The organism is Paenarthrobacter sp. NPDC092416, assembly GCF_044755025.1.
GTDB lineage: Bacteria > Actinomycetota > Actinomycetes > Actinomycetales > Micrococcaceae > Arthrobacter.
This window is the reverse complement of the sequence record NZ_JBIVQG010000018.1, coordinates 31,032-56,827: the sequence shown is the minus strand read 5'-3', so window position 1 is coordinate 56,827 and position 25,796 is coordinate 31,032. Positions and strand designations below refer to the sequence as shown.

The 25,796-nt window shown below is 60.4% G+C and carries 20 protein-coding genes and 2 pseudogenes; 14 read left to right on the top strand and 8 right to left on the bottom strand.

All coding sequences use genetic code 11. From position 1 onward, the window contains the following. Positions 1–55 precede the first annotated feature (55 nt). Positions 56–1,058: pseudogene (locus ACIQC5_RS22180) on the bottom strand (IS481 family transposase). A 192-nt stretch (positions 1,059–1,250) separates the two neighbouring features. Between ACIQC5_RS22180 and ACIQC5_RS22175 the strand changes: the two are divergent. The 4 genes from ACIQC5_RS22175 (at position 1,251) to ACIQC5_RS22160 (ending at position 4,192) form a co-directional block, all read left to right on the top strand. Then, the gene (locus tag ACIQC5_RS22175) at positions 1,251–1,643 is read left to right on the top strand and encodes an ABC transporter substrate-binding protein (protein WP_400287256.1); all 393 of its coding nucleotides are present in this window, start codon (positions 1,251–1,253) and stop codon (positions 1,641–1,643) included. A gap of 240 nt (positions 1,644–1,883) precedes the next feature. Further along, positions 1,884–2,336 (top strand): hypothetical protein, encoded by a 453-nt coding sequence (locus ACIQC5_RS22170; protein WP_400287255.1) that lies wholly within the window; start codon positions 1,884–1,886, stop codon positions 2,334–2,336. Between the two features lie 785 nt (positions 2,337–3,121). Further along, complete coding sequence (locus tag ACIQC5_RS22165) at positions 3,122–3,742, top strand: helix-turn-helix transcriptional regulator (RefSeq protein ID WP_400287254.1); 621 nt, start codon at positions 3,122–3,124, stop codon at positions 3,740–3,742. Positions 3,743–3,838: 96 nt separating this feature from the next. After that, a complete protein-coding gene (locus tag ACIQC5_RS22160) occupies positions 3,839–4,192 on the top strand; it encodes a DUF6036 family nucleotidyltransferase (protein WP_400287253.1) in 354 nt (117 codons plus the stop codon). Positions 4,193–4,474: 282 nt separating this feature from the next. Here the strand turns inward: ACIQC5_RS22160 and ACIQC5_RS22155 are convergent, their stop codons facing one another. Continuing rightward, on the bottom strand, positions 4,475–5,377 hold the full coding sequence (locus tag ACIQC5_RS22155) for a MurR/RpiR family transcriptional regulator (RefSeq protein WP_400287252.1): 903 nt from the start codon (positions 5,375–5,377) through the stop codon (positions 4,475–4,477). A gap of 71 nt (positions 5,378–5,448) precedes the next feature. On the opposite strand from ACIQC5_RS22155, the gene ACIQC5_RS22150 reads away from it, so the two are divergent. From ACIQC5_RS22150 to ACIQC5_RS22120, 7 genes are all read left to right on the top strand, one after another. Then, the gene (locus ACIQC5_RS22150) at positions 5,449–6,390 is read left to right on the top strand and encodes an ABC transporter substrate-binding protein (protein ID WP_400287251.1); all 942 of its coding nucleotides are present in this window, start codon (positions 5,449–5,451) and stop codon (positions 6,388–6,390) included. Between the two features lie 14 nt (positions 6,391–6,404). Beyond that, positions 6,405–7,361: an amino acid ABC transporter permease gene (locus ACIQC5_RS22145; protein WP_400287250.1), complete on the top strand. Its 957-nt coding sequence runs from the start codon at positions 6,405–6,407 to the stop codon at positions 7,359–7,361. Then, positions 7,358–8,122, top strand: a complete 765-nt coding sequence (locus ACIQC5_RS22140; RefSeq protein WP_400287249.1) for an amino acid ABC transporter ATP-binding protein — start codon at positions 7,358–7,360, stop codon at positions 8,120–8,122. Before ACIQC5_RS22145 ends, ACIQC5_RS22140 begins: the two co-directional genes overlap by 4 nt. A 178-nt stretch (positions 8,123–8,300) precedes the next feature. Next, a complete protein-coding gene (locus tag ACIQC5_RS22135) occupies positions 8,301–9,551 on the top strand; it encodes a lyase family protein (protein ID WP_400287248.1) in 1,251 nt (416 codons plus the stop codon). A gap of 139 nt (positions 9,552–9,690) precedes the next feature. Then, the gene (aspA, locus tag ACIQC5_RS22130; protein WP_400287247.1) at positions 9,691–11,145 is read left to right on the top strand and encodes an aspartate ammonia-lyase; all 1,455 of its coding nucleotides are present in this window, start codon (positions 9,691–9,693) and stop codon (positions 11,143–11,145) included. An 8-nt stretch (positions 11,146–11,153) separates the two neighbouring features. Beyond that, complete coding sequence (locus ACIQC5_RS22125; RefSeq protein WP_400287246.1) at positions 11,154–11,321, top strand: hypothetical protein; 168 nt, start codon at positions 11,154–11,156, stop codon at positions 11,319–11,321. Between the two features lie 1,156 nt (positions 11,322–12,477). Next, the gene (locus ACIQC5_RS22120; protein ID WP_400287245.1) at positions 12,478–13,137 is read left to right on the top strand and encodes a hypothetical protein; all 660 of its coding nucleotides are present in this window, start codon (positions 12,478–12,480) and stop codon (positions 13,135–13,137) included. Positions 13,138–14,817: 1,680 nt separating this feature from the next. Here the strand turns inward: ACIQC5_RS22120 and ACIQC5_RS22115 are convergent. Both ACIQC5_RS22115 and ACIQC5_RS22110 read right to left on the bottom strand, forming a co-directional pair. Beyond that, positions 14,818–15,981 carry a hypothetical protein gene (locus ACIQC5_RS22115; RefSeq protein ID WP_400287244.1) on the bottom strand — a complete coding sequence of 388 codons (1,164 nt, stop codon included), beginning with the start codon at positions 15,979–15,981 and terminating at the stop codon, positions 14,818–14,820. Positions 15,982–16,233: 252 nt separating this feature from the next. Then, positions 16,234–16,611, bottom strand: coding sequence for an STAS/SEC14 domain-containing protein (locus ACIQC5_RS22110; RefSeq protein ID WP_400287243.1), 378 nt, complete (start codon positions 16,609–16,611; stop codon positions 16,234–16,236). Positions 16,612–17,296: 685 nt separating this feature from the next. Here ACIQC5_RS22110 and ACIQC5_RS22105 point away from each other — a divergent pair. After that, the gene (locus ACIQC5_RS22105) at positions 17,297–18,016 is read left to right on the top strand and encodes a transposase family protein (RefSeq protein ID WP_400287242.1); all 720 of its coding nucleotides are present in this window, start codon (positions 17,297–17,299) and stop codon (positions 18,014–18,016) included. A 283-nt stretch (positions 18,017–18,299) separates the two neighbouring features. On the opposite strand, the gene ACIQC5_RS22100 is transcribed toward ACIQC5_RS22105, so the two are convergent. Continuing rightward, positions 18,300–19,076: an ANTAR domain-containing protein gene (locus ACIQC5_RS22100; RefSeq protein WP_400287241.1), complete on the bottom strand. Its 777-nt coding sequence runs from the start codon at positions 19,074–19,076 to the stop codon at positions 18,300–18,302. Positions 19,077–20,063: 987 nt separating this feature from the next. On the opposite strand from ACIQC5_RS22100, the gene ACIQC5_RS22095 reads away from it, so the two are divergent. Beyond that, entirely contained in the window at positions 20,064–21,095 is a 1,032-nt protein-coding gene (locus tag ACIQC5_RS22095) for a DUF4192 domain-containing protein (RefSeq protein ID WP_400287240.1), read from the top strand. Between the two features lie 272 nt (positions 21,096–21,367). On the opposite strand, the gene ACIQC5_RS22090 is transcribed toward ACIQC5_RS22095, so the two are convergent. From ACIQC5_RS22090 to ACIQC5_RS22080, 3 genes and pseudogenes are all read right to left on the bottom strand, one after another. After that, positions 21,368–22,882 (bottom strand): carboxyl transferase domain-containing protein, encoded by a 1,515-nt coding sequence (locus ACIQC5_RS22090; protein WP_400287239.1) that lies wholly within the window; start codon positions 22,880–22,882, stop codon positions 21,368–21,370. 1 nt (position 22,883) lies between these two features. Beyond that, a pseudogene (locus ACIQC5_RS22085) lies at positions 22,884–23,995 on the bottom strand (CaiB/BaiF CoA transferase family protein); the annotation flags it as partial. Positions 23,996–24,067: 72 nt separating this feature from the next. Next, the gene (locus tag ACIQC5_RS22080) at positions 24,068–24,946 is read right to left on the bottom strand and encodes a fumarylacetoacetate hydrolase family protein (RefSeq protein WP_400287238.1); all 879 of its coding nucleotides are present in this window, start codon (positions 24,944–24,946) and stop codon (positions 24,068–24,070) included. Between the two features lie 78 nt (positions 24,947–25,024). On the opposite strand from ACIQC5_RS22080, the gene ACIQC5_RS22075 reads away from it, so the two are divergent. Then, positions 25,025–25,774 carry a FadR/GntR family transcriptional regulator gene (locus ACIQC5_RS22075; RefSeq protein ID WP_400287237.1) on the top strand — a complete coding sequence of 250 codons (750 nt, stop codon included), beginning with the start codon at positions 25,025–25,027 and terminating at the stop codon, positions 25,772–25,774. Positions 25,775–25,796 lie beyond the last annotated feature (22 nt).

The window sequence follows — 25,796 nt, the reverse complement described above, 5'->3', positions numbered from 1 at the left end:
CGCCGGCCTATCAGAATCCCGGACCGTCGGGTAACGGCCGCGCAACCCAGGTGTACTAACCCGGTTGGTTGGTGACACGACTGGCAGGGGAGGCACCTTTGAGTGCCGTGTGTGGCCTGCTGCGATTGTAGTGCTCGATGAAGGTCGGGTAACAGGCTTGGCGTGCGGCTTCTGAAGTGTAGGTCTGGGCGTAGGCCCATTCCTCCAGAAGGATGCGGTTGAAGCGTTCTACTTTGCCGTTGGTCTGGGGCCGGTAGGGTCTGGTGCGTTTGTGCCGGATACCTGCCTCCGTCAGGGTCTGGGTAAAGAGGCGAGACCGGTAGCAGGAGCCGTTATCGGTCAGTACCCGTTGTATCTTCACACCGTGCGCGGCGAACGCAGCGATTGCGTTACGCATGAAGGCTGCGGCGGTTTCCTTGGTCTCTTCGGCGAGGATTTCTGAGTAGACGTAGCGGGAGTGGTCATCGACGGCATGGTGGATGAAGGTGAAACCGCGGAGCAGACCTCTGTTCTTCCGGGCGCCTTCAGCCAGATTACGGGCACGTGCGTTGGACTTTTCCCGCGACGCGGCCCAGGCTCCGGTGGCCCCCGCCGTCGGGGATCCTGCCGAGCTTCTTCACATCGACGTGGATCATCTCCCCTGGCCGCGCGTACTCGTAGCGGCGGGCGCGTTCCTGACGGATCCTGATCCCGGTGGAACGGTCCGTATAGCGCAGCGGCGGGCAGTGGTAGCGGCGCAGGATCCGATGAACCGTGGAGATGTTCAGATGGAGGTGGTAGGCGATCCTCGCCGGCCCCCAACGCCTGGACGTCCGAAGGCCCACGACTCGATGTTCTGTTCGCACTGAACTGCGGTGCGAGCAGCTCAGTGGTCGGCTGGGACGATCCAGCATGCCAGCTTCCCCGAGTTCGATGTACCGTCTCGCCCAGCGGGCCGCGGTCGGCACGGAGACATTGAATCGTTCGGCGGCGCGGCGCAAAGGCAAATGACCATCGACCACGCACCGGGCGAGTTTCAGGCGACCGGCAGGGGCAAGGATCGCGTTAGAGTGGGACACGAGGACCTCCTGGATTGCGTGTTTGCTCTCGACAAGCACCACACAACACCCGGAGGTCCTCTTATTGCGTCACATCAATCCCGTGTCACCAACCTGCCGGGACACTACACCTAGGCCGCACGGCCCCATCGGACCTCGTCAATTTTCGCCCGTCTCTCATCCGTAGTTACACTGACAGCAAAGGCGCAGTACATGAGATATCTGGTCTCCCCTACACGTCGGAGCACGGTGGTCTTCGCCACCGACAGCGACAGTGCCTCGTTCGGATACGATCCGTTGCGGGTTTCGGACGCCCAGCGGCAGTTCTTCGAAGGCCTGTATGAAAACCTGATGACTCCGCAGCCCGATGGCAGCGTGGGTCCGGGCCTCGCGAAGGAATTCAACTACAACGCAGACAACACCGTGTTAACGCTGACCCTCAAGGAGGGCGTGACCTTCACTGACGGTTCCACTCTGGATGCGGCGCTGGTCAAAGCAAACCTTGATCGTCGCAGCGACACCGCACTGAGCGCCTACTCGGCCATTGCCAAGTTCGCCGGTTCGAACGCATTTCCACTGCTCTCCTCCTACACACCCACGCAGTAGGCATACAAATGGACCCGGGGGCAGTTGTGGCCATGCCAGTCTCGCCCATACCCAACCGGACGGCCGGTGAGTACCACACCCCGGGCCACGCCAAATCTGAGAAGCGGACTGATTCAAGACCACATATACCGTGACAGTTACGGTTTCATGATCGCGTTCCTGGTCAGCCACCTCTTGAACAAGTACACCAACCTGAGTTGACACTTCATCATTGGCACCACCACGTCCAAAGCTATTGTCATGTTCCTTGACCGGATGGGGATGCCGAAGTCGCCGTGCTGGTTATGGAGCGTCAGCCGCCAGGGGTGGGACAAAGCACTTGCAAAGAAGTACCTGCCGGATGACGTCATTGACGATGTCCGACATGAGGACGCTCGAAAAGGGAGCATTGGAAGGCTGTTCTCCAATCATCGGGCTGTGGGCTGGCGCTCCGGCTATCGCGGTGCTCATCCTGTTTTTGGTCTCTCCTCCTTCAACGCCGGATACAACACGCTGGCGAACGAAATCCGCGGCATCGGACCCGGGTTCGCCGCCGCCCTTAGCGGGGTCGGAGCAGACATCGGCATCTTCCTCATGCCCATGTCCATGGAATCCCCAGGGCCCGGCCCCACCATGCTGATCGCCGCCGCGGTAGCCCTGGCCGGGGCAGGCCTATCCCAATGGCTGGCCCCGGCAACGAAAGAAAGACACTGACCGCGATCGCGACCGGCTACACGCACTAAGCATCTAGCCGAAAGCCTCGGGACTCCATTCACGCGGCCAAAACAACTCGCCGCGGAACGTCTCGACGTTCACATCCAGGCGCAGGCGCTCTCGGCGTCGCCGACGCTGGCAGTAAGAAGGACAGAACAGGGCAGACGTTCCCTCCCTCACAGCAGCCGGTCGACCGGTCCCCCACAACTGAACAGGCCAACCGGCGGCCAGGCACCAGCCGTCACCACACATCAGAGACTCGTGTCCACATTTGTACACACGTTAAAGCAAAAACCCCCTCTGACGAGGGGGTTTGCCGTGCCCGAGGTGGGACTCGAACGGGAATCTGGGCCTTGGTATTGCTGGGAACTCGCGGAAGCATGCCGAATCCGGCCCAGTCCGAGGCCCAAAGTGTGGACATTGTCCACACGCCAATTTCGCCGATTCAAGCTCTCCAACCGCCGACCGCACCCCATATGGAAGGGGCGCGGTTTCTTCATTGTGCTGGCAAACAATCCGAGGCTCCACCCGGCCTGAACCCACGGCCGAGGGCACGCCCGCAGGCAGTAGCTCCCTGCGTCCAAAACCTTACCCGCATCCAATCTCTCCACGGCGGCTGCACCTCCCTTCGGCAATCTCATGATCCGCTCGGCCGAAACTCACCTGACCGATCAATAGCGTCCACTATGCTTGGCATCCCCATACGAGCCAGCTGACCGCCGGACGCCCGCCCTCAAATGCATATGTCACCATTCGGTGACATAATGGACGGTAGAAGGGATGCCATGACACTGGAAAGCACCATCGATACCCCCGCATCAGCGGGCGCCATCATCCGCGCCCGCCGCACAGCCCGCGGACTGTCCCAGCAAACCCTTGCCGACATGGCCGGTGTGTCACGGAAGTTCCTCATCGATCTGGAAGCCGGCCATGACCGCGCCGAACTCGGCAAAACCCTAGCCGTCATGGCCGCCGTCGGCCTGACCTTGGCCGCCACAGATCCCATCCCCCGCGGCAGCGACTTCGACCCTTCGCGGCGAGACTACGCGGCAACCTTCACCCGACTCATCTCCGAACGGGACTTTGAGTTCGCCATCAAAATGCTCGCCGACTACGCCACCGCTTCCCTCTCCGCCGGCAGACCGCTGCTCCAGCGCAGCCCCCGCCTCAAAGACCCGCACTGGTCAGCGGCCCTCGCCGGAATCACCAACTACACCGCACACCGCCTCGGCCAACCCACGCCATCCTGGACACGACGGATCAAACCCCTCGACACGGCATGGATGCCGGCAGAGTCCTACCGCACCATCCGCACACCCATGAAGGAACTCATCCGCACGGAAACCCCGCCGGAACTCGCCGCTTTGAACGTCTTCATCCGCGAACGTAGCCTGGTCACGGCATGACCGGCCGGAGAACTCACCGCCGCACAAATCCGGGCTCTCCTCCATGAACTCGGCAGGCGCCTGCAGGCCGCCGGTGCTCACGGCGACGTCAAGTTAGTGGGCGGTGCCGCCCTCATCCTCCAGGGCATCGGCAACCGGCCCACCGCAGACATCGACGCCAGCTACGCCGACCCACACACCATCCACACCGTCGTCACGGAAATGGCAGCAGACTACGACCTCGCCCCCGACTGGCTCAACACCAACGCCTCAGCCTTCGTCCCCGAGAACGCCACCTGGGTCGACATCGAACAGCTCGACGGACTCACCATCCAGGCCGCAGACACCGAAACACTCCTGGCCATGAAAATCGCGGCCGAACGAGACAAAGACACCCTCGACATCGCCCGGCTCCTGCGCCCGACTCAACATCACCAACGCCGCCGAGGCCGTCGACCTCGCATACGATAAATACGGCGAACACGCCATCCCACTCGCCGCCGGACGCGCACGCTGGACCATGAGGTGGAAGCCCGCGCTCAACGCGTTCGCCGGACGGTTCGAAAGAACCATCAACTAATGAAAACCGCCGGAATCCACACACCGTTTATCGGACAGACCCCGTGTCTGCGGGGACGGGCCCGTAGGCCCTCGGCACAGTACACTTCGCCGGCCGTTGCGGAAACTGGCTGCATTGTAGGGCTGGGTCTACCAGCCGTGGCGCGTTACGTGGGTGGGTCCTGTTGACGATGGTTAGTCCTGCTCCTGTGGTGACGTGACGACGCCCAGTCGGTGCGGCCCGACTGAACCGGTGGAGAAGGCTCCGCGTACTTCGTTGATGACCTCCCAGGTGGAGCGGGCACGATCCGGGTTGGATACAGCGACCCCAAGAAGCAGTGCGTCCAACACGAGAAGCAGAGCCAAGTTCTCGCTCACGGTGAATCGCTGGGATGAAGGCAGGGTCAGCACGTGATCGACCATTGCGCGCAGTTTCTCGCCCAGCACCTCAGTAATGAGAATGCAATGCGCGCCAACAGCCGATGCCCTGCTGAGCACCACATCGATTTCGTGTAAATGAAGCAGCGGTGCCAGCACAACAACTGCGCTCCCGGGCTTAAGCCGCGAGAGAGAATCTGCCAAGAGGTACCCCGACTGGACAACGCTGGTCGCTGAGGAACCCAGCCGAACCATTCCAAGGGCCGCGTACTCGGCCATCGTCCCTCCGGCACCCCAGCCAAAGAACGTAATGACATCGGCGTCAGCGAGGAGCTTCACGGCGGCCAGGAACTCATCATGGTCAGCACTTCGCATCTCCCCCATCAGGTCGGTGGCGTCGTGAAGAAGCGAGTCGAGAACAGACTTCGGGTCGGCACTGACACGCGTAAAGCGGTCTTCCCACCGCGTTCGGCGGTCGTAGTGGCCAGCCAAACGTTCGCCAATGTCCTTCCGGAGCCCGGGCAGGCCAGCGTATCCCAGCGTTTGGACCGCGCGGACGACCGTTGCGGTACTGGTTTCAGCGGCCTCTGCAATCTCAGAGGCCGTAGCCATCAGCGCGCGCTCCGGATGCTCCACCAGGAACCGCGAAACACGGAGAGCAGCGGGCGACATACTCTCCCGGTTAGCTTCCAGACGCTCTTCAATTGATATTGCGTTCATGAAATCTCCATTACATCTATTGACACTTCAGTGTAACCCCGATTACATTGAAGAGGTAGACATCCCCACTCATGAAAGGTCACACCGCCGTGTCCTTACACAAGAAATCTGTCGCTGTTACATTGGCTTCCATCGTCGCACTGGGCCTGAGTGCTTGTGGCCCTGTCGTCGACAATGCCGCCTCGAATTCCAGTGAATCCGGTGCAGCCTCTTCGGAGCTTACTGCCCTTCCAGAGGTCAAGCCCGTTGCTGAGCTGGCGGCGCGCGTCCCCCAGGAACTGCGCGACTCCGGTTTCACCGTGGTCACCAACCCGCACAGCCCACCCATGACCTACGTCGCTGAAGACGGCAAAACCCTCGTCGGCTTCGATCTGGACATGGCCCGTGCGATCGGGAAGGTACTCGACGTCAAACTCGAAACAACTGAAGCCGGCCTCGACACCATCATCCCCGGCCTGGCCGCCAACCGCTACACCATGGCTCTGGCGACCATCGGGGTCACCCCCGAACGTCAGAAGAGCATCGATTTCGTCTCCTATTACAAGGGTGGCCAGGGATTCCTGGCCACCAAAAAGACAGACTTCGAAATCAGCAAGCTCGAAGATCTCTGCGGACGCCGCGTGGCAGTCAGCGTCGGGTCCGTCCAGCAGACCGCATTGGCCGACAGTGCAGGCATTTGCAAGGCCGCGGGGCTGGAAGACTACACCGTTCAGCCCTACCCGAATAACAACCAGTCAGTACTTGCCATCAGCAGTGAACGTGCCGACGTCATGTACGCCAGCATTTCAATCGTGGGATACAGCGCAAAGCAAAATCCCGATGTCAGGGTGGCCGGCGTATACAAGCGCACGACCGTCGCGGCCGCACTGCCCAAGAACTCAGCACTCACTCCAGTCGTGCACGCAGCAGTGCAGCACCTCATGGACGACGGCACCTATACAAAGATCCTCAAGAAGTGGGGGCTTGAGGACAATGCCATCCCAACCGCCGAGATTAACCCGGCTAGTAATTGAAAGTGAACTCTCTCATGGCTTCTCAACAGAGCACTGACCTGAAAGCTGCGACCTCCGGCTACAGGATTCAACCGCTCCGCCACCCTTCACGTTGGGTGGGCGCAATCGTTGTCCTTCTGCTCACACTCATCGCCGTGAACTCCATGGTCACCAACCCCCGTTTCGAATGGGACGTGGTTGCCAAGTACCTCTTCAGCACTTCGATCCTCAACGGAATCCTGAACACCATCAATTTGACGATCACCTCAATGGTCATCGGCACCGTGTTCGGAGTGCTCCTGGCAATCTGTCGGCTCTCCCCCAACCCCATCATGTCAGGGGCCGTCGGAGCGTACGTGTGGATCTTCAGGGCAACGCCTACCCTTGTACAGTTGCTGTTCTGGTACAATCTGGGCGCCTTGTACCCCGAACTCGGGATAGGCATCCCAGGCGGCGAGATGTTCTTCAGCATGTCCGCCAACGACGTCATCAGCCCGTGGACAGCAGCCCTGCTGGGTTTGTCCCTGCATCAGGCGGCCTACACGGCCGAGATCGTCCGGGCAGGAATCGTTTCAGTGGACTCGGGCCAACGCGAAGCCGCGACAGCGCTGGGGATGCCTCCCCTCATGACCCTTCGCCGAGTCATCCTCCCCCAGGCCATGCGCGCAATCATCCCTCCCATGGGCAACGAAGTCATCAGCATGATGAAGACAACGTCCTTGGTAAGCATTATCGCCGTCCCAGACCTGCTTAACTCCGCACAGACCATCTACGCACGGACCTACCAAACGATCCCCCTGCTCATCGTGGCCACCTTCTGGTACCTGGTGCTGACAGCAGCACTCACCATCCTGCAGGGCATGCTGGAACGACGCTTCGGACGCGGAAATACCCGCACTCCAAGTTCCTCGTCTCCCCTCATTAAATGGATTCAGACACGCGCCGGAAGAAACTCCACCCCTACGGCCGTACGAACGGAGCATAAGCGATGAGCACCCCCCTGGTCCGCGTAGCGGGCGTCCGCAAAGCATTCGGCCACAACGAAGTACTCAAAGGCATCGATTTCACCGTCGAGTCAGGACAGGTCGTGTGCCTTATCGGCCCATCCGGATCCGGCAAGAGCACCATGCTTCGATGCATCAACCACCTCGAAACCATCGACGGCGGTGAACTCACCGTCGACGGCGCCCATGTAGGTTACGAACTCCGAGGCAACGTCCTTCACGAGATCAAAGAAGCCGAAGCCTGCAGGCGACGGACCGAGATCGGCATGGTCTTCCAGCAGTTCAACCTCTTCCCCCACATGACGGTCATGGAAAATCTGATCGAAGCACCAACCCGGGTCAAGAAGGAAAAGCGATCCGTTGCCAAGGCCCGCGCCATGGACCTGCTCCGACGGGTCGGGCTGGAGAACAAGGCCGAGGCTTACCCCCGGCAGCTCTCCGGGGGCCAGCAGCAACGCGTCGCTATCGCCCGGGCCCTGGCCATGGAACCGAAGCTGATGCTCTTCGACGAGCCCACGTCAGCGCTGGACCCCGAACTGGTCGGCGAAGTGATCCAGGTGATGAATGACCTCGCCCGTTCCGGGATGACCATGATCGTCGTGACCCACGAAATGGAATTCGCCCGCGCAGCAGCAGACGTCGTTGTCTTCATGGCCGATGGGTGGATCGTTGAACACGGCACCCCTGATGAACTGCTCAACAACCCCCAAAACGAACGGACCAAAGCCTTCCTCGCCCGAGTCCTATGAGATGAGCCAGCAACCTCGCTAGGTTCAGCGCCTCTGGTGACGTCGTCATCTTCAAACAAATACCCACTACACGGAAGCTGCCCCGCTCAACATTCATCACCGAGCAGGATAGCCATCCGCTTTGGCGACGCCCAGGCCCTTAGCCGAGCGCGCCGTCATCCAATCGAAAGGCAAGAAAGTGTCAGACCCGTCCAGCACCGTGGAGGCCCCGCTCTGGGGCAAAGTGACATCGCTCGCACTCCAGAATTCGCCGGCACTCGGGCTTCGGCTGTATCAGCTCCCCGATTTCATCAAGGCTTTCGCCGAGGTGAAATTGGCGGCAGCACGCACCAACTGCCGATTAGGGCTCCTTGACACGACCCGTACCACCGCGATCTCCAAGGCCGCCATCGAGGTCGCCGAGGGCGGGCTTCTGGAACAGTTCCAGCTGCGCGTGGTCGCCACCGGCGGCGGAACGTCAACGAACATGAACGTCAACGAAGTCCTGGCCGCCAGAGCGATGCAACTCCTACCGGCCGGAACCTCGCTCACCATTCATCCCAACGATCACGTGAACCGGTCACAATCCTCCAACGATGCCTACCCGACAGCGGCGAGGATCCTTCTTGCCCGGCAGGCACTCGATGTTGCCGCGGCACTGCGAAGCCTGGCAGGCAGCTTCTACCGGTTGGCCGAACGGCACGCAGGCCTGGAGCGGATGGGACGAACCGGCTGGCAGGACGCTGTCCTGGTGTCTGTGCCCGAAATACACAGGGCACAAGCCCTTGTAGCGGAGCGCTTCGCCGATCAATTCGACGTTGCAGCCCAAACCCTCTTCGCCGTTCCCCTCGGTGGCACTGTTCTGGGTACAGGCGTGGGGGCACCGGCAGGCTTTGCGTCGGAGGTTGCGGCTGAACTGGCGACCGTCACCGGGCTTCCCCTGTATTCCAGCCCCAGCCTCATCGACGCGTTCGCACACGCCGACAGGTACTCAGTCCTTGCTGACACCACTGCCCGCTACGGCTCGATCCTGTACAAGCTCTCCCACGACCTCCGGGTCCTGAGCTCGGGGCCGAACGGTGGACTGTCAGAGCTCATCCTGCCGAAGCTGCAGCCCGGCTCGTCCATCATGCCGGGCAAGGTAAACCCTGTTGTCCCCAGCATGGTCGGCCAAGTCAGCTTCGCCATACGAGCAGCAGCAACGGCAGTCAGCCTGGCCGTCGCAGGCGGCGAACCCGACTTCAACTCGAACACCCCCTCCATCGTGGCGTCGCTGTCTCCCGCTCTTAACGAACTGATCTCCGTGCTTCCGGTCCTCCAGGAAAAGTGTGTTGACGGCCTGGAATGGAACAAGGAACGCCTCGCAGCTCTCGCAGCACTTCCGTTCGATGCCCGGATCACTCAAGCGGAAGAAGCCGGCTACGACGCAATAGCAGGCCTCCCCGCCTAGCCATCCAGCGAGAGGGCTCCCGAGGGCGAGCAACTTCACGGTGACGCGAAACGGCCGGAGACCATATGCCCTCCCTGATGGTCTCCGGCATACCACCCCCAAAGACCAGCTCAGCTGGGATAACGAACTGAGCAAGAAAATGACGAGCCAAACAGACGCCGCAATAACGCCACCAACGGTGCCAAGCAGCCGCCAGGAGACAGACTTCCTCGGCACGCGCGAGGTCCCCGACACCGCATACTGGGGAATCCAGACATTGCGGGCCGTAGAGAACTTCCCCATTACCGGTATCCCGATCTCTTCCTACCCCGTCCTCGTCAAGGCTTTGGCCCAGGTCAAGCATGCAGCTGTACTGACCAACTTCGACCTCGGGCTCGTCAGCCCCGGAAAGACCAGCGCCATCACCAAAGCCTGCGCCGAAATCGAAAACGGCATGTTCATCGACCAGTTTGTCGTCGACGTCATCCAAGGCGGAGCCGGAACCTCAACGAACATGAACGCCAATGAGGTCATTGCCAACCGCGCCCTTGAACATCTCGGCCTGCCAAAAGGCCAGTACAACGCCATCCACCCGAACGGCGATGTCAACATGGGCCAGTCAACGAACGACGTCTACCCCTCCGCCCTGCGGATCGCTGCCATCCACGGCGCCAGCGAACTCCTGGCCGCAATGGACCACCTTCGCCAGTCCTTCGAGCGCAAAGCCGAAGAATTCGCCGACGTCGTCAAAGTCGGGAGAACGCAGCTTCAAGACGCCGTTCCGATGACCCTGGGTCAGGAGTTCAGTACCTACGCCGTCATGATCGGCGAAGACCAACTGCGCGTCCAGGAAGCTGCGACGCTCCTGCACGAAATCAACCTGGGAGCGACAGCCATCGGCACGGGAATCAACACCCACCCCGACTACGCCGCCCTTGCCTGCACCTACCTTCGCTCGATAACGGGTCTGCCACTTGTGACCGCCGCGAACCTCGTCGAAGCCACCCAAGACTGCGGCTCCTTCGTGCAGTTCTCCGGAACCCTCAAGCGGGTAGCGGTAAAGCTGTCCAAAATCTGCAATGACCTCAGACTGCTCTCTTCCGGTCCTCGTGCAGGATTTAACGAAATCAAACTCCCACCACGACAGGCCGGGTCAAGCATCATGCCCGGCAAAGTGAACCCCGTGATCCCCGAAGTCGTGAACCAGGTCGCCTTCGAAGTGATCGGCAACGACCTGACCGTCACCCTGGCAGCTGAATCGGGCCAACTCCAACTCAACGCCTTCGAACCCATCATCGGCCGGTCGCTGTTCGCGAGTCTTACCCACCTCACCGCGGCCTGCACAACACTGGCCAGCCATTGCGTGGACGGCATTACGGCAAATAGCGAGTTTCTTCGTTCCCAGGTCGAAGGAAGCATCGGGATCGTCACCATCCTGAACCCCATCATCGGCTACGACGCTGCTACCTCCATTGCCCGCGCTGCACTGGCCAGCGGCCGTAGCGTGACCGACATCGTCCTGGAACGCCAACTGCTCACCAAAGAACAACTCGACCAACTGCTCCGCCCCGAACACTTGGCCCGCCCCCAGCTCCCCACTGAAGCCCCCGCATAGGACCGAACATGCTCCCAACGTCAAAGCACGGAACCACCACCAACGCCTCGCGCCGGTTCACCCGGAACAGCCGAGCCGAAAAGCTGCCTCCCACCCTCTCCCGGTCATGGCTCCTCGCGTCGGCCGCGGCGGAAGCCGACCTGCAGGCCGCACTGGAGCCGAAACCAAGACATTAGACGAAGGATCTCCAAGTCATGTTGCGCTCAGTCCTCCTACCCATGAAGGGGTGTAGGCCAACCACGACCTACCGGACGAACCAGGAAAGGAACTCAAACCCCAGATCACAGCCAGCGGAGGGCCCGCCAGCCACGGCCCTGAACCCGCTCCCCCACAACCAAACAGGCGACCCGCGGCGCCAGGCACGCCCCGCGGCCAGTGTCAGAGGGACCTGACCATCTAATTTGTCAACACGTTAAAGCAAAAACCCCCTCTGACGAGGGGGTATGCTGTGCCCGAGGTGGGACTCGAACGCGATTCCAAGCCTTGGTAGCACTGGGAAGTTGTGGAAACATGCGGAATCCGGGCCAGTCCGGTGGCTGTTCGAGGCAGTCCGAGGTGGAAAGTGTGGACATTGTCCACACTCCCTCTTTGCCCCTGTCCCGTGGTGCCGGAACCCCTGTCGGTCCGCCGTAAAAGGCTCGAGCGTTGTAAGAAACATCCATCAACTCCGAGACGCTCCCCCAGCCCGCGGCAGGACGCTGCTGAGCCAAACCAACAGAATCGTGGTCGCTACCAACTCCGTCGTGCGGGAAGTAAAGGACTCCGGGACGTTGATGTTGGCCAACATCCGCAGGCCGGACTCCTGTAGCGACATCATGATGGCAATGAACAATGCCGCTTGAGGCAAACCGAGCCCTTTGCCAACTGAAATGTAACCCTTGGCGACATTCGTCTGGGCCGCCGCGTACCGAGCGACTCCAGTGAGATTCGGTCTGACTCGCAACAACGGGCTGGAATTTCGGGCGGCAAATCTGCAACTAGGCGACTCATCGGCAGCCGCGCTCGTGGACGGTTAGCGTCCTAATCCACTCCCAGTCCAATTGGGACGATTTCTGCGGCAGGTCACAAGGGAACAGCTCTGCGATGCATCCGATTCTCGTCAGACTAAGTCCTCGCCCGAAGGCTAGGCTATACGGAAGCTCCGTCGGCCGCGACTGGTCGTGCTAAACATCTGTCAACTAGAACCAGCTTCACGCCAATGGGACGGCGTAGCGGCTCGTGAATACGTAAGCTACATTAGGCAGTTCTTCTACGATGGAGAGTACGTATATGTGTGCGGCCGCGAATTGGAGCCAACGGTTTTGGCCTGACTATGAGGATCTTCCTAGGGACGTGATCGGATTCCACGTGCGTTGCAGACCGGTTTCACTGCTGATCCAGCCCGAAATCGCGCCTGTGTCCGAGTATGTTGAGAAATTTTTTGACCAACTTGGCCTGAATAATGCCGAGGCCATTGTAGTGCCAATCGGTTCAACCACGGGCGGGCCGGGGCTGATGGACAGCTTCGGACCTCTTGCCAAGCTTGCTGGGCTTCTGGGAACGGTCGTCAAACAGGTGCTGGCGTGGCGCACCAGGGCGGCAACGATTACACGTAGACGGATGCGTCCGCCAGTTATCGTGACGATCCTTGCGGATCATGTACCTTTACGACGCCAAACAGCAGACACACATCATGACACCGCATCTTTAATCGTCGGCCTCCTCCCCGACCTTCTGGGCGGATTGCAGACAGCGTACCCGTCATTCAACATATCAATCTATGTGAGAGCCAAGGGCCTTAAAATCGATCGGGTCGACGTACAAGTTGGCAACGGGTTGGAACTCACAGACCAGCACGCCCTAAAGATATTAAAGTGGCTGGGTGTTGCCACGAATTCAATGACTGTCAGACACAGAGAAAACTGGCTTTCGTTTCCAACTGTGAAGCAGATCAAAGGAAGGTCGTTCACTGCGCGTCAGTTCTCGGGTAACGCCATGATGGGGCCAGGGTAGACACTTTGGACGATTTGATAGCCCGGACAAGACGTAGCCTCCATATGAACACTGGAAGACGCTTAGAATATCTTCTACTATCCGCTCCTCCGTCGCCGAATACAGCCGTTATCCGGGAAGAGGAACCTAATACACAAGCCCGAAGAGTGGAAGGAAAACTGGCGGAGTGAGCACTTACCTAAGTGCAACCCTAATGAGTCTCCTCGCCGGGTGGGCCATACATCTCTTCTTCAGGGTAATTCGACGCGCAGCTCTCGCGGGCTCCCATGGACAACTGCCTGCTCATCCTGGGTATCTATCGGTGTCAGACTATGTGACCACGAAGAGACGCAGGAGACTGTACTACCTATTTTTTCGGCATTTGCCACCCTTGATCGTAACGATGCTGTTGTGCGGCCTCCTGAACAAGCTTTACCCAGAACTATGGACCCTCCCGTTCCTACTTCTCGCAACTTCTTCATCCGTGGCGTTGGGTAGCTTGCGAGCATCGTTCAAAAAAGGTCTCTTCTTTTCCGAGAGGATAATCCACCTCTACAATGTAGCGGTCGTAAATCTCACTGCACTCGCGACACAGCTAGCCAGTCACTCGACCTGGCTAGCAGCCGTCACGCCTTCGCTAGAAGGCATTGTGGACAACATCTGGTCATCGCTATTCGTAAGCCTCATAGTGGTGGCTTTCATCGAGTCCTCTCAGAGGGGCCCTATGGACGTACAGCGAGAGAGAGAACGCGTAGCTGAGCATTTCGTTGAAAGCTCCTTGAACAAGATCGAACAACGTTTCGGGCAGCAGATAGATGAACTCTGCGGGCCGGATCGGTTACTTAGTCGACTGCTTCGTGCGATTTTAGTATTTGAAGACATGAATCGCCCATTTTGGGTTCGTGCTATCGAACGCTGGGCCGTGCGACTTACAGGCATGGAGCTAACGGTCGGAATTGCCCAAGTCCGTTCGCAAAGACCGCTTTCCGACGTTGAGTCGATAATCGAGGCACATGGGCTCCTTACTCGCGATCCCGAGCAGACGGACTCAGAGCAGGTGCCGGAACGACTGCTCAATTTGATCCGCAGATACAACGATGACGCCCGATATTGCGAGAATGTCAGCTTTGTATATTCTCATCTCCCAACTTTTTGACTTCGTAGAGCAGACTACAGATCGGCCGCATAGAACTTTTTCGAGTGCAACTACACGTTCCAAAGGCGCGCCACTCGGATCTACCATTCCGAGCGTAATTCTGCCTCCGACTTCACGGCTACATCTCCGAAACCGTTTGACGAACCTCCTGAGCTTCTGCGCGCTGCCGACCATGCAAGAACTGGCAGGCCGCTGCGCAAAGCAGATCCACCTCGTTTGAGGGGGGACGACTGGATGACGCGCTGGACTGCAGAAAGAAAGCCAATTGCCCCCCGAGCCCGATTCATCGGATTCAACAGATACACCGGCAATTGCTGTCGTGCGACTCCCTTGAGTACCCGTGAGGGGAAATACATCATTGTAATTGCTTTACCCTTCGTAGGCGTGCTAAATCTGCCCACGGCGCTCTCGGCGCTAATGTTCGCCTTAAGTTCAGGGGGTAGAGTCGCCCGCCCGCCCAGAAGAGGCCCCGGCGCTTGACCGAGGACAACACGGGCGAGTTAGGTTACGCCAGGGGCCGGGGCATGTCTTCTCAACCCGCGGACCTATGCTCGAGGATTCCTACGTTTCCTTGCCGGACTCTTCTCATCAATGTGGCGGACATGCGACATGGCCAGTCCACCCTCCGCAGGACCCCTCACATATGAAAAACTAATTGGACGACCCGTCCTTCTATCAACTAATAAAGATCCCCCGTTGTACAGCCAGCGATCGTAGAAATCGGTGTTGCCGCCCAGGAGCGATCTGAAGTAGTACTGACGCAATGGAATTACAACCCGCCCACCGAACACTGAGTTTTTTTGGTAGGACCGGGCTTTGATACCGGCTATGCGGACAGGAGGAGCATCTAAGTACGCTGTCCCAATTTGGGCAATAATTGAAGCAACGTCGAGTAACTGTTCATTGATAAGCCGCATCCTTTTTGCGGACTGAATGTGCTCAACATCCAGGTCGAAGGGGTTTGAGCCTTCGTTCCAAGCCAAGCTGCGGCGATCAAACATTCCCTCCGCCCTGTTGCCGCCAGCCAAGTACGCAATAATTCCCAAGGACCCATAACGAAATACTACGATTGGCATTTGCTGGTGGCCGTCACCATAGTAGAAGTCTGGCTCCACGGTAGACTGACATCTGAACGTAAATACGGATCCCAGTTGTTCCATCGTGGCTTCTTCAGGATCCGCAATAAAGTTAGCTAGATGTGCCTGTATGTTGTCCAGAATGGCAATGTGGTCCGGCATGTGGGTCAGCTTGCCATGAGTGGGATCGTTGATACGCCTCGGGTCATCTGCGAAGGACATCCCGGCAAAAGAATTTGCGTAGTAAATCTTAGCCAACCACAAGAGCATTAGATGGCGATGCTCCGTTCGTAGGTCGCCTTGGCGAGCCACACTCAAGATGTCCTTAACCAGCGGCTCCAAGCTCTTAGAGAGAGCATTGTTACACGTGAGACAGCAGTCGACTTTAGATCTCAGAAAACTTCTTAAAGACGCGCCTTTCTCAAAGTTTGGAAGCTGCATGCCCCCTTTCGTGAGATCGAGTTGTCGTATCAGCCATTGCGGAACGATGTGTTCGGCCGATAGATCTACCCCTGGCTCGACCTGCTTTCCGCAAGCGAAGCAAAAACGGTGGCGCCCCAACTTATACAAGACCGCCAGATCGGCAGCCGAACGCAAAGGAAGGCTATCGGTCGACCCCATCATCTCTGTCAAAATCTAACTCCTATGTCTTCACCCCTTTACGCTCGGGACCGATAGATCAAACCACTCACCTCGCTTCACTCATAGTATCGACGGATCAGCTCGTGCTCAGCACTAGGAAGTTCGTCTGCCTCGAGGTTTCCGCTGGTCCAGGCGGCTATACTCACGACTGCCTGAGTCGCCGATAACGGCGCATATGTCGGCAGGCGGAGTAATCACTTGAGCTCCGTGTCCCCGCACAGCACACCTATGTTGGCGCCTATGTCAGGGAAGGGATCGGACAAGCCAGGCCATGGCCTCGTCACGGGAGGCGCAGAACCGCGTCGGGCACGGCAAAGTTCGCCGCGCCATAGCGAAGTTGGCAATGACTCGATTGACCGGGTTTGATCCGAGCAAGGCAATCCTGGAGGCGGCGCATTTGAGGCTGAAGACCGACTTGGCCTGACGGGTCACAGCCTGAGTGTTCGAAATGTCAATCAACATCGGATACTCGCAACCGTCGGCAATCTCATTGACCGTAGCCATCGCGGCGTGAACATCCTCAGCCTCCAGGACCGTGCCCGGTTTCCATATCAGTTGCAGAACTCCCTCGGTGTCGAGTTCCACGGTCCCTTTGCCGCCGTCGACTGTGATTGGTTTCATCTTTTTGCTCCCCCAGCGTCGTGTGAAGTAAGACTAGCCGCCCGCGTCGGGATTACAAGGAAGCGCGTTGACTCATGGAAAAGGTCCGCGGGGCCGGATACGTTGCCTCATCTGAAAAGGTCCGGATGGGATTGGTCGCGGAAATCCTTGAGGGATGGGTTTGACGATGAGCCAACGCAGGGCAGTCACACTGATCAAGGCACGTGCTTACGCCAGGGGCAGCCGTGCGGAGAAGGTCCGGATCCTTGATGAACTCGTCGAGCTGACGGGGTGGAATCGGGATTATGCCCGGCGGGCGTTAAGGCGGGCGTTGGAGCTGCGACCCGTGCGGGCCAGGCCGGCTCCGGTGCCGGTGTATGGTCCGCGCATTGTGGAGGCACTGGTCGTGTGTTGGGCGGTGATGAGGGCCCCGGCCGGTAAGCGCCTGGGGCCGATGCTGCCTGTACTGGTGCCGATGCTTAGCGTGACGGTGAGCTGTCCTTGGATGATGAGGAGGCTGCGTTGTTGATGCGGATGAGCGCGGCGGCGATCGACCGGAAACTTGCACCGGAACGGGCGAAGTTGGTGCTGCGGGGCAGGTCCCATACCAAGCCGGGGTCGTTGCTGAAGTCACAAATCCCGATCCGGACCTGGGCCGAGTGGGACGACGCGGTCCCGGGTTTCGTGGAGATCGATCTGGTCGGCCATGAAGGCGGCGTGGCGTCCGGACAGTTTCTGTTTCACGTTGACGGTCACCGATATCGCCACCGGCTGGACCGTGAACAGGTCTGTGCCGAACAAGGCCCAGAAATGGGTGTTCGAGGCCCTGCAGTACGCGATGGGACGCTTTCCGTTTCCGATCGTGGGCATCGACTCGGACAACGGCACCGAGTTCATCAACGACTACCTGCTCGAGTACTGTCACGCCCACCAGATCACGTTCACCCGGTCCCGGCCGGGGAACAAGAACGACGGTGCTCATGTGGAGCAGAAGAACTGGGCCAGGGTGCGGGAGCTCGTGGGCTACTACCGTTACGACACCCCGACCGAACTAGCCAAACTCAACGAGATCTGGGACTTGGACGCGCTCTTCACGAACTATCTTCTACCGCAACAAAAGCTGGTTTCGAAGACGCGCCACGGCGCGAAAGTTATCAAGAAACACGACCAGGCACTCACCCCACACCAGCGTGCCGTCCACCACCCCGAGGTCCGAAAACGGGCAGTCATCGGGATGAACGCCCAACTCAAACGGCTCAAACCCGCAGCCTTGTCCCGACAAATCCTCGCCCTGACCGGTGAACTGGAAGCCCTGGCCAAAGCCAAAGCACCAGCCAGGGACTACAAAACCAACACCTGGTTCAACAAGGCCCCGAAACGGACCTTTTCGCATGAGTCAACGAATCACGCTTCCCGGACCTATTGACGTGAGGCAACAGGGGAAGCTCCTGCGGGTTTGAAGGCTCTGCGTTGCTGGCACCACACCAGCGTTGTCATCCACAAGGCGATGTAGGACCGAAGTAGGCAAGTTAGAGATTTGGTTTCCGTGCAGGAAGCTTATCCATAGCGTACGAGCCCTCCTCCAGCGGCATACCATCACCCTTAAAGGCTTGTGGTTCATGTGCTGGGGCGAAGGCGGAGAGGCCGAACCACTGGAATTTGACGCCTATATTATGAAGCGTTGAGCCCGCCGACGTTCGAACTGACCGTCATCGGGTGGGCCCTTGAGGCCCTGAACGAAAGGCCCCGCCACTCACGGCGGATGTTTGGTGGCGGCTTACGCCGTTTACGAGATCACGCGCGAGGTCGCGGAGTTTCTGGTTCCTGTCGCTGGAGGCCTTGCGCAGGATGGCGATGGCTTCGTCCTGGGTGCACCCGTTTTGAGCGATGATCACCCCGCAGGCGATGTTGATCACGGACCGGGTTGTCATGGCCGCGTCCAAGTCTTCCGTCAGTTCGTTCAGTCTCCTGATCCGGAGTGCTACGCGAACGGCTTTGCTGGCCAGCACGGAGAAGGACACTGCCTCAGCGACTACTGCGCTGCTGAACCAGCCTGGGGGTCCCGCGAGGAAGGTCATCGCAGCTGCGCCATCCTCGGCCAACGCCAGCGGAAGCCCAAGCAGGCTACGATCGCCCGCCGCGCTCAACGCGCCGCAACACTGACCCCAGTGCGGTGATGTCAGGACATCATGAGACGAAAACGGTCCGCCACCGGCCACCGCATCGATGCAGGGCCACTCCCCTGGTGCTTGTTCGAGTCGCTTCAGGTCAATCGCTGTGTCGGTGCTGCCGCCGATGGTCCTGGGCCGTTTCCGGCGGTCCAGCGTCACGGCGCATTCAACCCGCATCCCGGCAGCGCGGGAAACAGCGTTCGCAGCCAGGCACGCCAAACCATCAAGAAAGGCCTGCATGTCCTCGCTGGTGACAATGAGGTCACTAAGGCAATCCAAGTCCGCCGCCCAGTTCCAGGCTGTCGTGTTCTCCAAGTCAATACACCTAAGCCTCACAAGCCCATCAAGCAAGTACCTCGTGCACTAGCCAACAGAACTACTGAGAGAAGCTGCCTGTCAATCACTCGACAGCAATCTAGCAAGAACTCCGGCATTTGACATGCCACCGGCCCTGAACCAGACGGTAGAGATACACGGAAATTTCAGCAGGGGTGGCGGTGTTCGATTTCAAGCACCAGACGCTCCTGGCCAGTCCTGGCGGCGCAGAGGTCTCAGCGGGTTAAAACGGGATGCCTCCCTGCTGGCCATACTGACCCTGATCGGATGGGGACGCAGGAGGCTCGTAGAGAATCTGAACAGCCCGCCTACTGCAAAACGGGCCGTCCAGCATGCCTGTGCTTTCGCGAGACACTACCAATCTGGCAGCCCTTCATCAGGTTCCCGGATGGAATGCCTCAAGAATTGATCAAGAAGTGTCCCCGGGTCGCCCTCAACGGTGCGGGGCTTCGTTAGTCCTCGAGGCGCGCGACGGTTTCTTCCTGCCCCTGTACCTGATGATGCTGGCAGCGACGACGTGGAGCTCTTACTGCGGCGACCATCGGACGGCCCTGATCCAAGACATCTGCGCCTAGCCCACTGAACAGAACACAACACCGAACCCTGACCACACAGCCCTGACACCGGGAAGCAGAACCTTTCAGAGCTGAAGAACAGCGACGCGATGTCATGCCGTGAGTCTCCCACCTATCCATGAACGGTCAGAAGCAACACCGCCGTTTGTCATTCTTATATCCCGATCACCGCTGGGCAGGCACTTGGCACAACCAAACCGCTACCGCGCCGGAGCCCATCCGGAAACTTCACTCCGCGCTCCTACGTCGCTTATCTCCTCCCGAACTTTCCGGCCCTACCACGGTCGCCTGGCTGCACTCCAGCCCCTTACCAGCGCAATGGCCCCCTATCGGAACGACGCACAACACCAACGACCAAAGACACAACAGACAAGGGCAAAGGAAAGGGACAATGAATGCGCTCACCATCAAAGACCCGGCAGACCTGCTCAGCTTCATCGGGCACACCCTAGGGTTCTGGCCCGAGGAGAGCCTGGTCTGCATCACCCTGGATAAAGGCAAGGTCGGCGCCACCCTGCGCATCGACCTACCCCGCCAACCGGGAACAGAACTCCCCTACGCCAGGACTGTCAGCAGTTATCTCACCAGTGACACCACCGCGACGAGCATCGTCTTCGCCCTCTACACCTCCCAGCACTGCCAAACAGGGCAACCGAAACCGCATGCAGCGACCATCGCCGCACTCACCGGAGTCCTCTCCGAAAACGGCATCACCATCCGCGACGGCATCTTCGTTAGCGACGACACCTACTCCCCCTACGACAGTGAACCCGGACAAGACATCAGCCTGCCCATCAGCACTACCGAGTACAGCCGCATCAACGCCGAATTCATCTACCGCGGCAGCACTATCGAACCTACCAACCGCATCGTCCTTCCAGCGCCGACCCACGAAGCCGACCACGCCACCGCCGTCGAAAACCGCATGAACACCATCCGCGCCCAGGCGCCCCATCAAGCGGCGCTACAAGCCAGCCAGCTCTGGACGGGCATGCTGGAGTCAAACGACTTCCCAACCGACGAAGACTGCACCACGCTCGTCGCGAACTTCCAATTTCCCCACATTCGCGATCGGCTCATGGCGGACATCCCCGGCATCAACGAACCACCCCAACACATCCTCTTCGCCCAAACTGACACCGCACCTCAATGGTCACGGATCGAATGGGCCCAACAACTCCTCCTCCACGCCTACACCAGAACCAGCCCCCAACACGCAGCACCCATCCTCACCACCATCGGCTACATCAACTGGTGGGAAGGACGAGGATCCAAAGCACACCAATACATGCAACTCGCCCTCGACACCGACCCCGGCTACCGCTTCGCACGCCTCACCGACCAAATGCTCGGAGCTGGCATCATCGCCGGCTGGAACACCAACAAAAACACCGCCTACAAAACCAGACTCGACATGCCCTAACCGCTCGGGTGCATGCCCGATCAGCTTTATCGAATCTGTTTTGTTAGCGAGTTGCTCGGTGTGACGGGCGCCCGTTGCCAGGCCCTGCTACACCCGCGCCCGGGTACTCCCCACACAGAAGAAGCAACGGGTGTCTTTCTCGTTAACGTGTGAGAACCCGGAGGCCGTGCTGGTGCGGCGGGGGTCGGCGAACACCGATTATGCCCCATCCTCAGCTGCGCGCCAGCGTCCGTCGGCGGCTCATGACGCAGCCAAGGCGGCCCCAATGCCAGTCAGAAAACACCCAGGTTACTGTATTTCCGTCCGCGGGCTGCCACCAGTTTCGAGATGGGGACGCCAGCCACGGACGCGAGCTCGTATTCGATCGCATGCGCCATCCGTGTGCAGAATTCACGGGGTTCCAGTGCAGCGTCGTCGCGTTCGTCCACGATGTGGTCCACCAGGCCGCTGGCGTAGAGGGATGCCACGTTCACGCCCTGTACCTCCGCCATGTCAGGAGCGAAAGCTGTGGTGCGATGTACGATTGCGCTGGCTCCTTCGGGCGGGAGCGGCGAGAGCCAGCTGTGCTGCGCCGCTATTGTGCGGTCCGCAGGCAGCAGCGCTAACGCCCCTCCCCCAGTGCCCTGTCCCAGCAGGACCGAGACGGACGGTGATTCCAGTCCGATCAGGTCATACAGCGACCGCGCGATCTCGCCGGCCAATCCGCCCTCCTCGGCCTCCTGGGACAGTGCGGCGCCGGCGGTGTCGATGACCGTGAGAAGTGGCAGGCGCAGTTCCTCGGCGAGCTTCATGCCGCGCCGCGCCTCCCGGAGGGAGCCTGGGCCCATGCCGGGTGCGTCCTTCCTCAGAGGGCGCGAGTGGCCCAGGACTATGCAGGACTGGGTGCCGAACCGGGCCAAGGCCAGCAGCAGACCGGGGTCCTTCTCCCCTTGCCCGGTTCCACTTAGGGGCAGCGCGTCGGTGGCGCCGTACTTGAGGAGCTGTCGGAGATCGGGCCGCCGCGGCTGGCGGGTGATTCCGATGGAGGTCCAAGCGTCTACCTCGGCGGGGCTGACGGACAGGGTGGAGGGAGCGGCCAGCGATGGGACGGGGTACCGGTGGGGCATGAGGATGCGCAGTGCCCGGTCCACCAGGTCAGCCAGGGAGGCGGTGTTCACCACGCCATCGATCAGCCCCTTGTTGAACAGGTTCTCTGTAACCTGCACGTTCTGCGGGAACGGTACGGAGTGGAGCGCTTCGTACACGCGGGGGCCAAGAAATCCCAATAGAGCGCCTGGTTCGGCAACGTTGATGTGCCCCAGGGATCCCCAAGATGCCATGACGCCCCCTGTGGTGGGGTGACGGAGATAGACAAGGTACGGAAGCCCTGCCTTCCGGTGCGCGCGGACTGCGCCAGTGATCTTCACCATGGAGAGGAACGCGAGCGTCCCTTCCTGCATCCGCGTTCCCCCTGAGGCGGGGCCGGCCAGCAGAGGCAACCCCTCCGCGGTGGCGCGCTCCACGGCGGCAACAATCCTCTGCGCCGCCGCATGGCCGATTGAACCGGCCAGGAAGGAGAATTCACTGACAACCAACGCCACTTGTCGGCCACGGATGAGCCCCGCGCCGGTGATCACAGACTCGTCGACGCCGCTGCGCTCACGCGCCCGGGCCAGGTCGCGGGCATACTCTGCGGATACCACGGGTTGCTCCGGCTCAGTGTCCCAAGAGAAGAAGGAGCCCTCGTCCACGACTGCGTCCAGCAGTTCGGCGGCAGTCAGGTGGCACATTTTTTCTGTTGTTGCCATGCTAATTCGCCTCCGACGCCGCGGCGGCAGCCGTATCTACGGGAACGAGGCCCAGCCATTGCCGGATCGCCGGCCCGTCTTCATTGAGCAGCGGTGGCGCGTCGTGTGCGGTCAGGGTGGTTTCGGCAGCGTCGCCGGCTGCGAAGAACCTCAGCGGCGGGCCGGGCAGGATGACCTTGGCCAGCAACGGGTGAACAACGTCCACCACGAGGCCTTGGGAGGCAACTTGCTCCCAGGCGTACACCTCGTTCAGCGAGCGGACCTTCCCGGCCGGGATCCCGGCGTCGTTAAGCTTTTGGAGGAGTTCCGTGGCGCCGTAGCCGGAAAAGACGCGTTCGACGGCGGCGATCACCCCGGCCCGATTCCGCACCCTTTCGGCGTTGCTGGCAAAGCCGGGCGCGGCGAGCTCCAAGCCGAAAGCGTCCGCGAAGGAAGCCCACAACTTTTCGCTGCCCACACTGATCTGGACGCTGCCGTCCTTGCAGGCGAAGAGGCCGTAGGGCGCGATGGACGGGTGGTGGTTGCCCTGGGCCTGCGACACTTCGCCCGCCACGGTGGTGCGGGTACCTTGGAACGCATGAACACCGATCAGTGACGCCAGTAGCGAGGTGCGCACCACCTTGCCCTGGCCGGTCCGGTCCCGTTCCACCAGCGCTGCCAGCACCCCGAAGGCCCCGTTCATCCCGGCCAGCAGGTCGGCGATGGGGACGCCGACGCGCTGCGGGTCGTCCGGCCCGGGACCGGTGAGGGACATCAGGCCGGCCTCGCCCTGGAGAATCTGGTCGTAGCCGCTGCGTTGCGATTCCGGCCCGTCGTGGCCGAAGCCGGTGATGGAAAGGATCACCAGGCGGGGATTAGGCGCATGCATGGCTGCCGGGGAGAACCCCAGCCGGCCATGACGCCTGGGCGGAAGTTTTCGATTACAACGTCGGCGCGTTCCAGCAGCCCGCGGAGCACAGCCTTGCCCTCCCCGCTCTTGAGGTCCAGACTGATGGACTCCTTGTTGCGGTTGCAGGACATGAAGTAGGTGGACTGCAAGTCATCCTCGGGGCCCACAAAGGGCGGGCCCCAGCCCCGGGTGTCGTCTCCGGTACCCGGGTTCTCCACCGGCACCTTTGCCGATGAGCAGGCTAGAGGGCCGGCCTGACGCAGGGACTGTGACAGACGGCAGGATGAGCTGGACCCTCACCGCAGTGCTCCCTGGACCTCGCGGGTGGCGGCGTGGCGGGCTTCGTTGCCAACTATGGAGTTGCGCAGCGTGCCGATTTTCTCGACCTCGACTTCGACGGTGTCCCCGGGCTGGAGGAGCCATTGGGGGGTGCGTGCGTAGCCAACACCGGAGGGCGTTCCGGTGGCGAGCAGGTCCCCAGGGCGAAGGGTGAAGGTCTTGGAAATGTGCGCCAGAGTTTCACCGACGGTGTAGACCATCTCAGTCGTATTCCCGTCCTGCACCGTCTCGCCGTTGACACGGGTTTGGACCCGCAGACCATCGCGGAGGTCACCGACCTCGCCGGCTAGGACCATGGGTCCAACCGGACCGGAAAGGTCAGCGTTTTTCCCCAGGATCCACTGTGAAGTGAGTTTCTGGGCCCGGCGGGCCGTGAGGTCGTTGAAGACCGAATAGCCGATAACAGCGTTCAACGCTTCTTCCGGGGAAGCGTCCACGAGCGTCTCACCGACCCAGGCAACGATCTCGCCTTCCCAGTCCAGACCATCCTCCCCGAACGGAACCGGAACTGCGGCACCGTCCACGGTGAGGGACTGCGTCCACCGTGCGAACAAGGTCGGGTGTTCGGGAAGTTCCTGGTCCTTAAAGGAGCCCTCAGCGACGTGCTTGAGGTAGTTCAGACCTATGCAGATCACCCGGGCTCCTGGCAGAACCGGCGGGACGAACTCCACTGAACTTGCCGGCAGGACCTCCCCCGATGCTTCTGATGCGAGGTGATGGGCAGGTGCGGCCCAGAACTGCTCCAGCCCGGCCAAGACGGAGACGGTCTGCCCGTCCCGGGAAAGCGCAGCGACTTCCACCGGACCAGCATTGCGGCGGATACCTACGATTCTCATGAGTATTCCCTTCGTGCTCCGACAGCCAATGGCGAAAAGAGCTAAAACATTCGCACCTTTTTGTGCTTTAATAGGAGCATGACACAGAACTCCGGCGCCGTACAGCCCGCCGTTCAGGATTCCGAGACACCTCAGAACGCCGCAGCTTCAGGATTGAATCTGCGCGCACCGCGTTCACGGGCTGAACACCTTGCTGCCGCGCTGGAGGAGAGGGTCCGCGCCCAGGGTCTTGAGCCAGGTGCCCTCGTGGGGACCCTGCCGTCGTTGCGTGAAGAAACCGGCTATGCCCGGGCGACGGTCAGCGAAGCGGTCCGGCTTCTGCGGGAGCGCGGAGTGCTGGAAATCCGCCCGGGCCGCACCGGGGGCCTGTTCGTGGCCGAAACGAGCCCCGTTGTCCGATTGCGCCACACGCTCCTGACGGTCGGGGAACAGCCATCTGCCGTGATGGATGCCATTGAACTGCGGGACCACCTCGAAGAGCTCATCGACGTCGGGGCTGCCCGATGCCGTACCGACGCGGACCTCGCCGAGCTGCGCCTTCTCGTGGGCAATATGGAATCCTCGACGGACTGGGACGGGTTCATGCGGGCGAACTGGGCGCTGCACGAAAGGATCGCCGCTATCTGCCCGAACGCAATGGCCCGGGCAGTATACATCGGCACGCTCGGGCATTTATCGTCGTCGGCTTCATCACGCTTCGATGAGGACGAAGCCGCAGCCGCAGCCTACAGGGCTGACCGCCTGAGGGTTCATGCCGAACTTGTGGAAGCGATCGCCAGCGGCGAACTCGCGGCTGTCCGGCAAGCGGTCACCGACCACAACCACTGACCCGGTTATACGAGCACGAAGG

What these genes read in the sequence shown, in the direction of transcription:
- ACIQC5_RS22145 (WP_400287250.1), top strand. Translation starts at nt 6,405, where the DNA reads ATGGCTTCTCAACAGAGCACTGACCTGAAAGCTGCGACCTCCGGCTAC.
- ACIQC5_RS22165 (WP_400287254.1), top strand. Translation starts at nt 3,122, where the DNA reads ATGACACTGGAAAGCACCATCGATACCCCCGCATCAGCGGGCGCCATC.
- ACIQC5_RS22155 (WP_400287252.1), bottom strand. Translation starts at nt 5,377, where the DNA reads ATGAACGCAATATCAATTGAAGAGCGTCTGGAAGCTAACCGGGAGAGT.
- ACIQC5_RS22150 (WP_400287251.1), top strand. Translation starts at nt 5,449, where the DNA reads ATGAAAGGTCACACCGCCGTGTCCTTACACAAGAAATCTGTCGCTGTT.
- ACIQC5_RS22140 (WP_400287249.1), top strand. Translation starts at nt 7,358, where the DNA reads ATGAGCACCCCCCTGGTCCGCGTAGCGGGCGTCCGCAAAGCATTCGGC.
- ACIQC5_RS22170 (WP_400287255.1), top strand. Translation starts at nt 1,884, where the DNA reads ATGTTCCTTGACCGGATGGGGATGCCGAAGTCGCCGTGCTGGTTATGG.
- ACIQC5_RS22105 (WP_400287242.1), top strand. Translation starts at nt 17,297, where the DNA reads ATGAAGGCGGCGTGGCGTCCGGACAGTTTCTGTTTCACGTTGACGGTC.
- ACIQC5_RS22110 (WP_400287243.1), bottom strand. Translation starts at nt 16,611, where the DNA reads ATGAAACCAATCACAGTCGACGGCGGCAAAGGGACCGTGGAACTCGAC.
- ACIQC5_RS22080 (WP_400287238.1), bottom strand. Translation starts at nt 24,946, where the DNA reads ATGAGAATCGTAGGTATCCGCCGCAATGCTGGTCCGGTGGAAGTCGCT.
- ACIQC5_RS22125 (WP_400287246.1), top strand. Translation starts at nt 11,154, where the DNA reads ATGCTCCCAACGTCAAAGCACGGAACCACCACCAACGCCTCGCGCCGG.
- ACIQC5_RS22175 (WP_400287256.1), top strand. Translation starts at nt 1,251, where the DNA reads ATGAGATATCTGGTCTCCCCTACACGTCGGAGCACGGTGGTCTTCGCC.
- aspA (WP_400287247.1), top strand. Translation starts at nt 9,691, where the DNA reads ATGACGAGCCAAACAGACGCCGCAATAACGCCACCAACGGTGCCAAGC.
- ACIQC5_RS22090 (WP_400287239.1), bottom strand. Translation starts at nt 22,882, where the DNA reads ATGGCAACAACAGAAAAAATGTGCCACCTGACTGCCGCCGAACTGCTG.
- ACIQC5_RS22075 (WP_400287237.1), top strand. Translation starts at nt 25,025, where the DNA reads ATGACACAGAACTCCGGCGCCGTACAGCCCGCCGTTCAGGATTCCGAG.
- ACIQC5_RS22095 (WP_400287240.1), top strand. Translation starts at nt 20,064, where the DNA reads ATGAATGCGCTCACCATCAAAGACCCGGCAGACCTGCTCAGCTTCATC.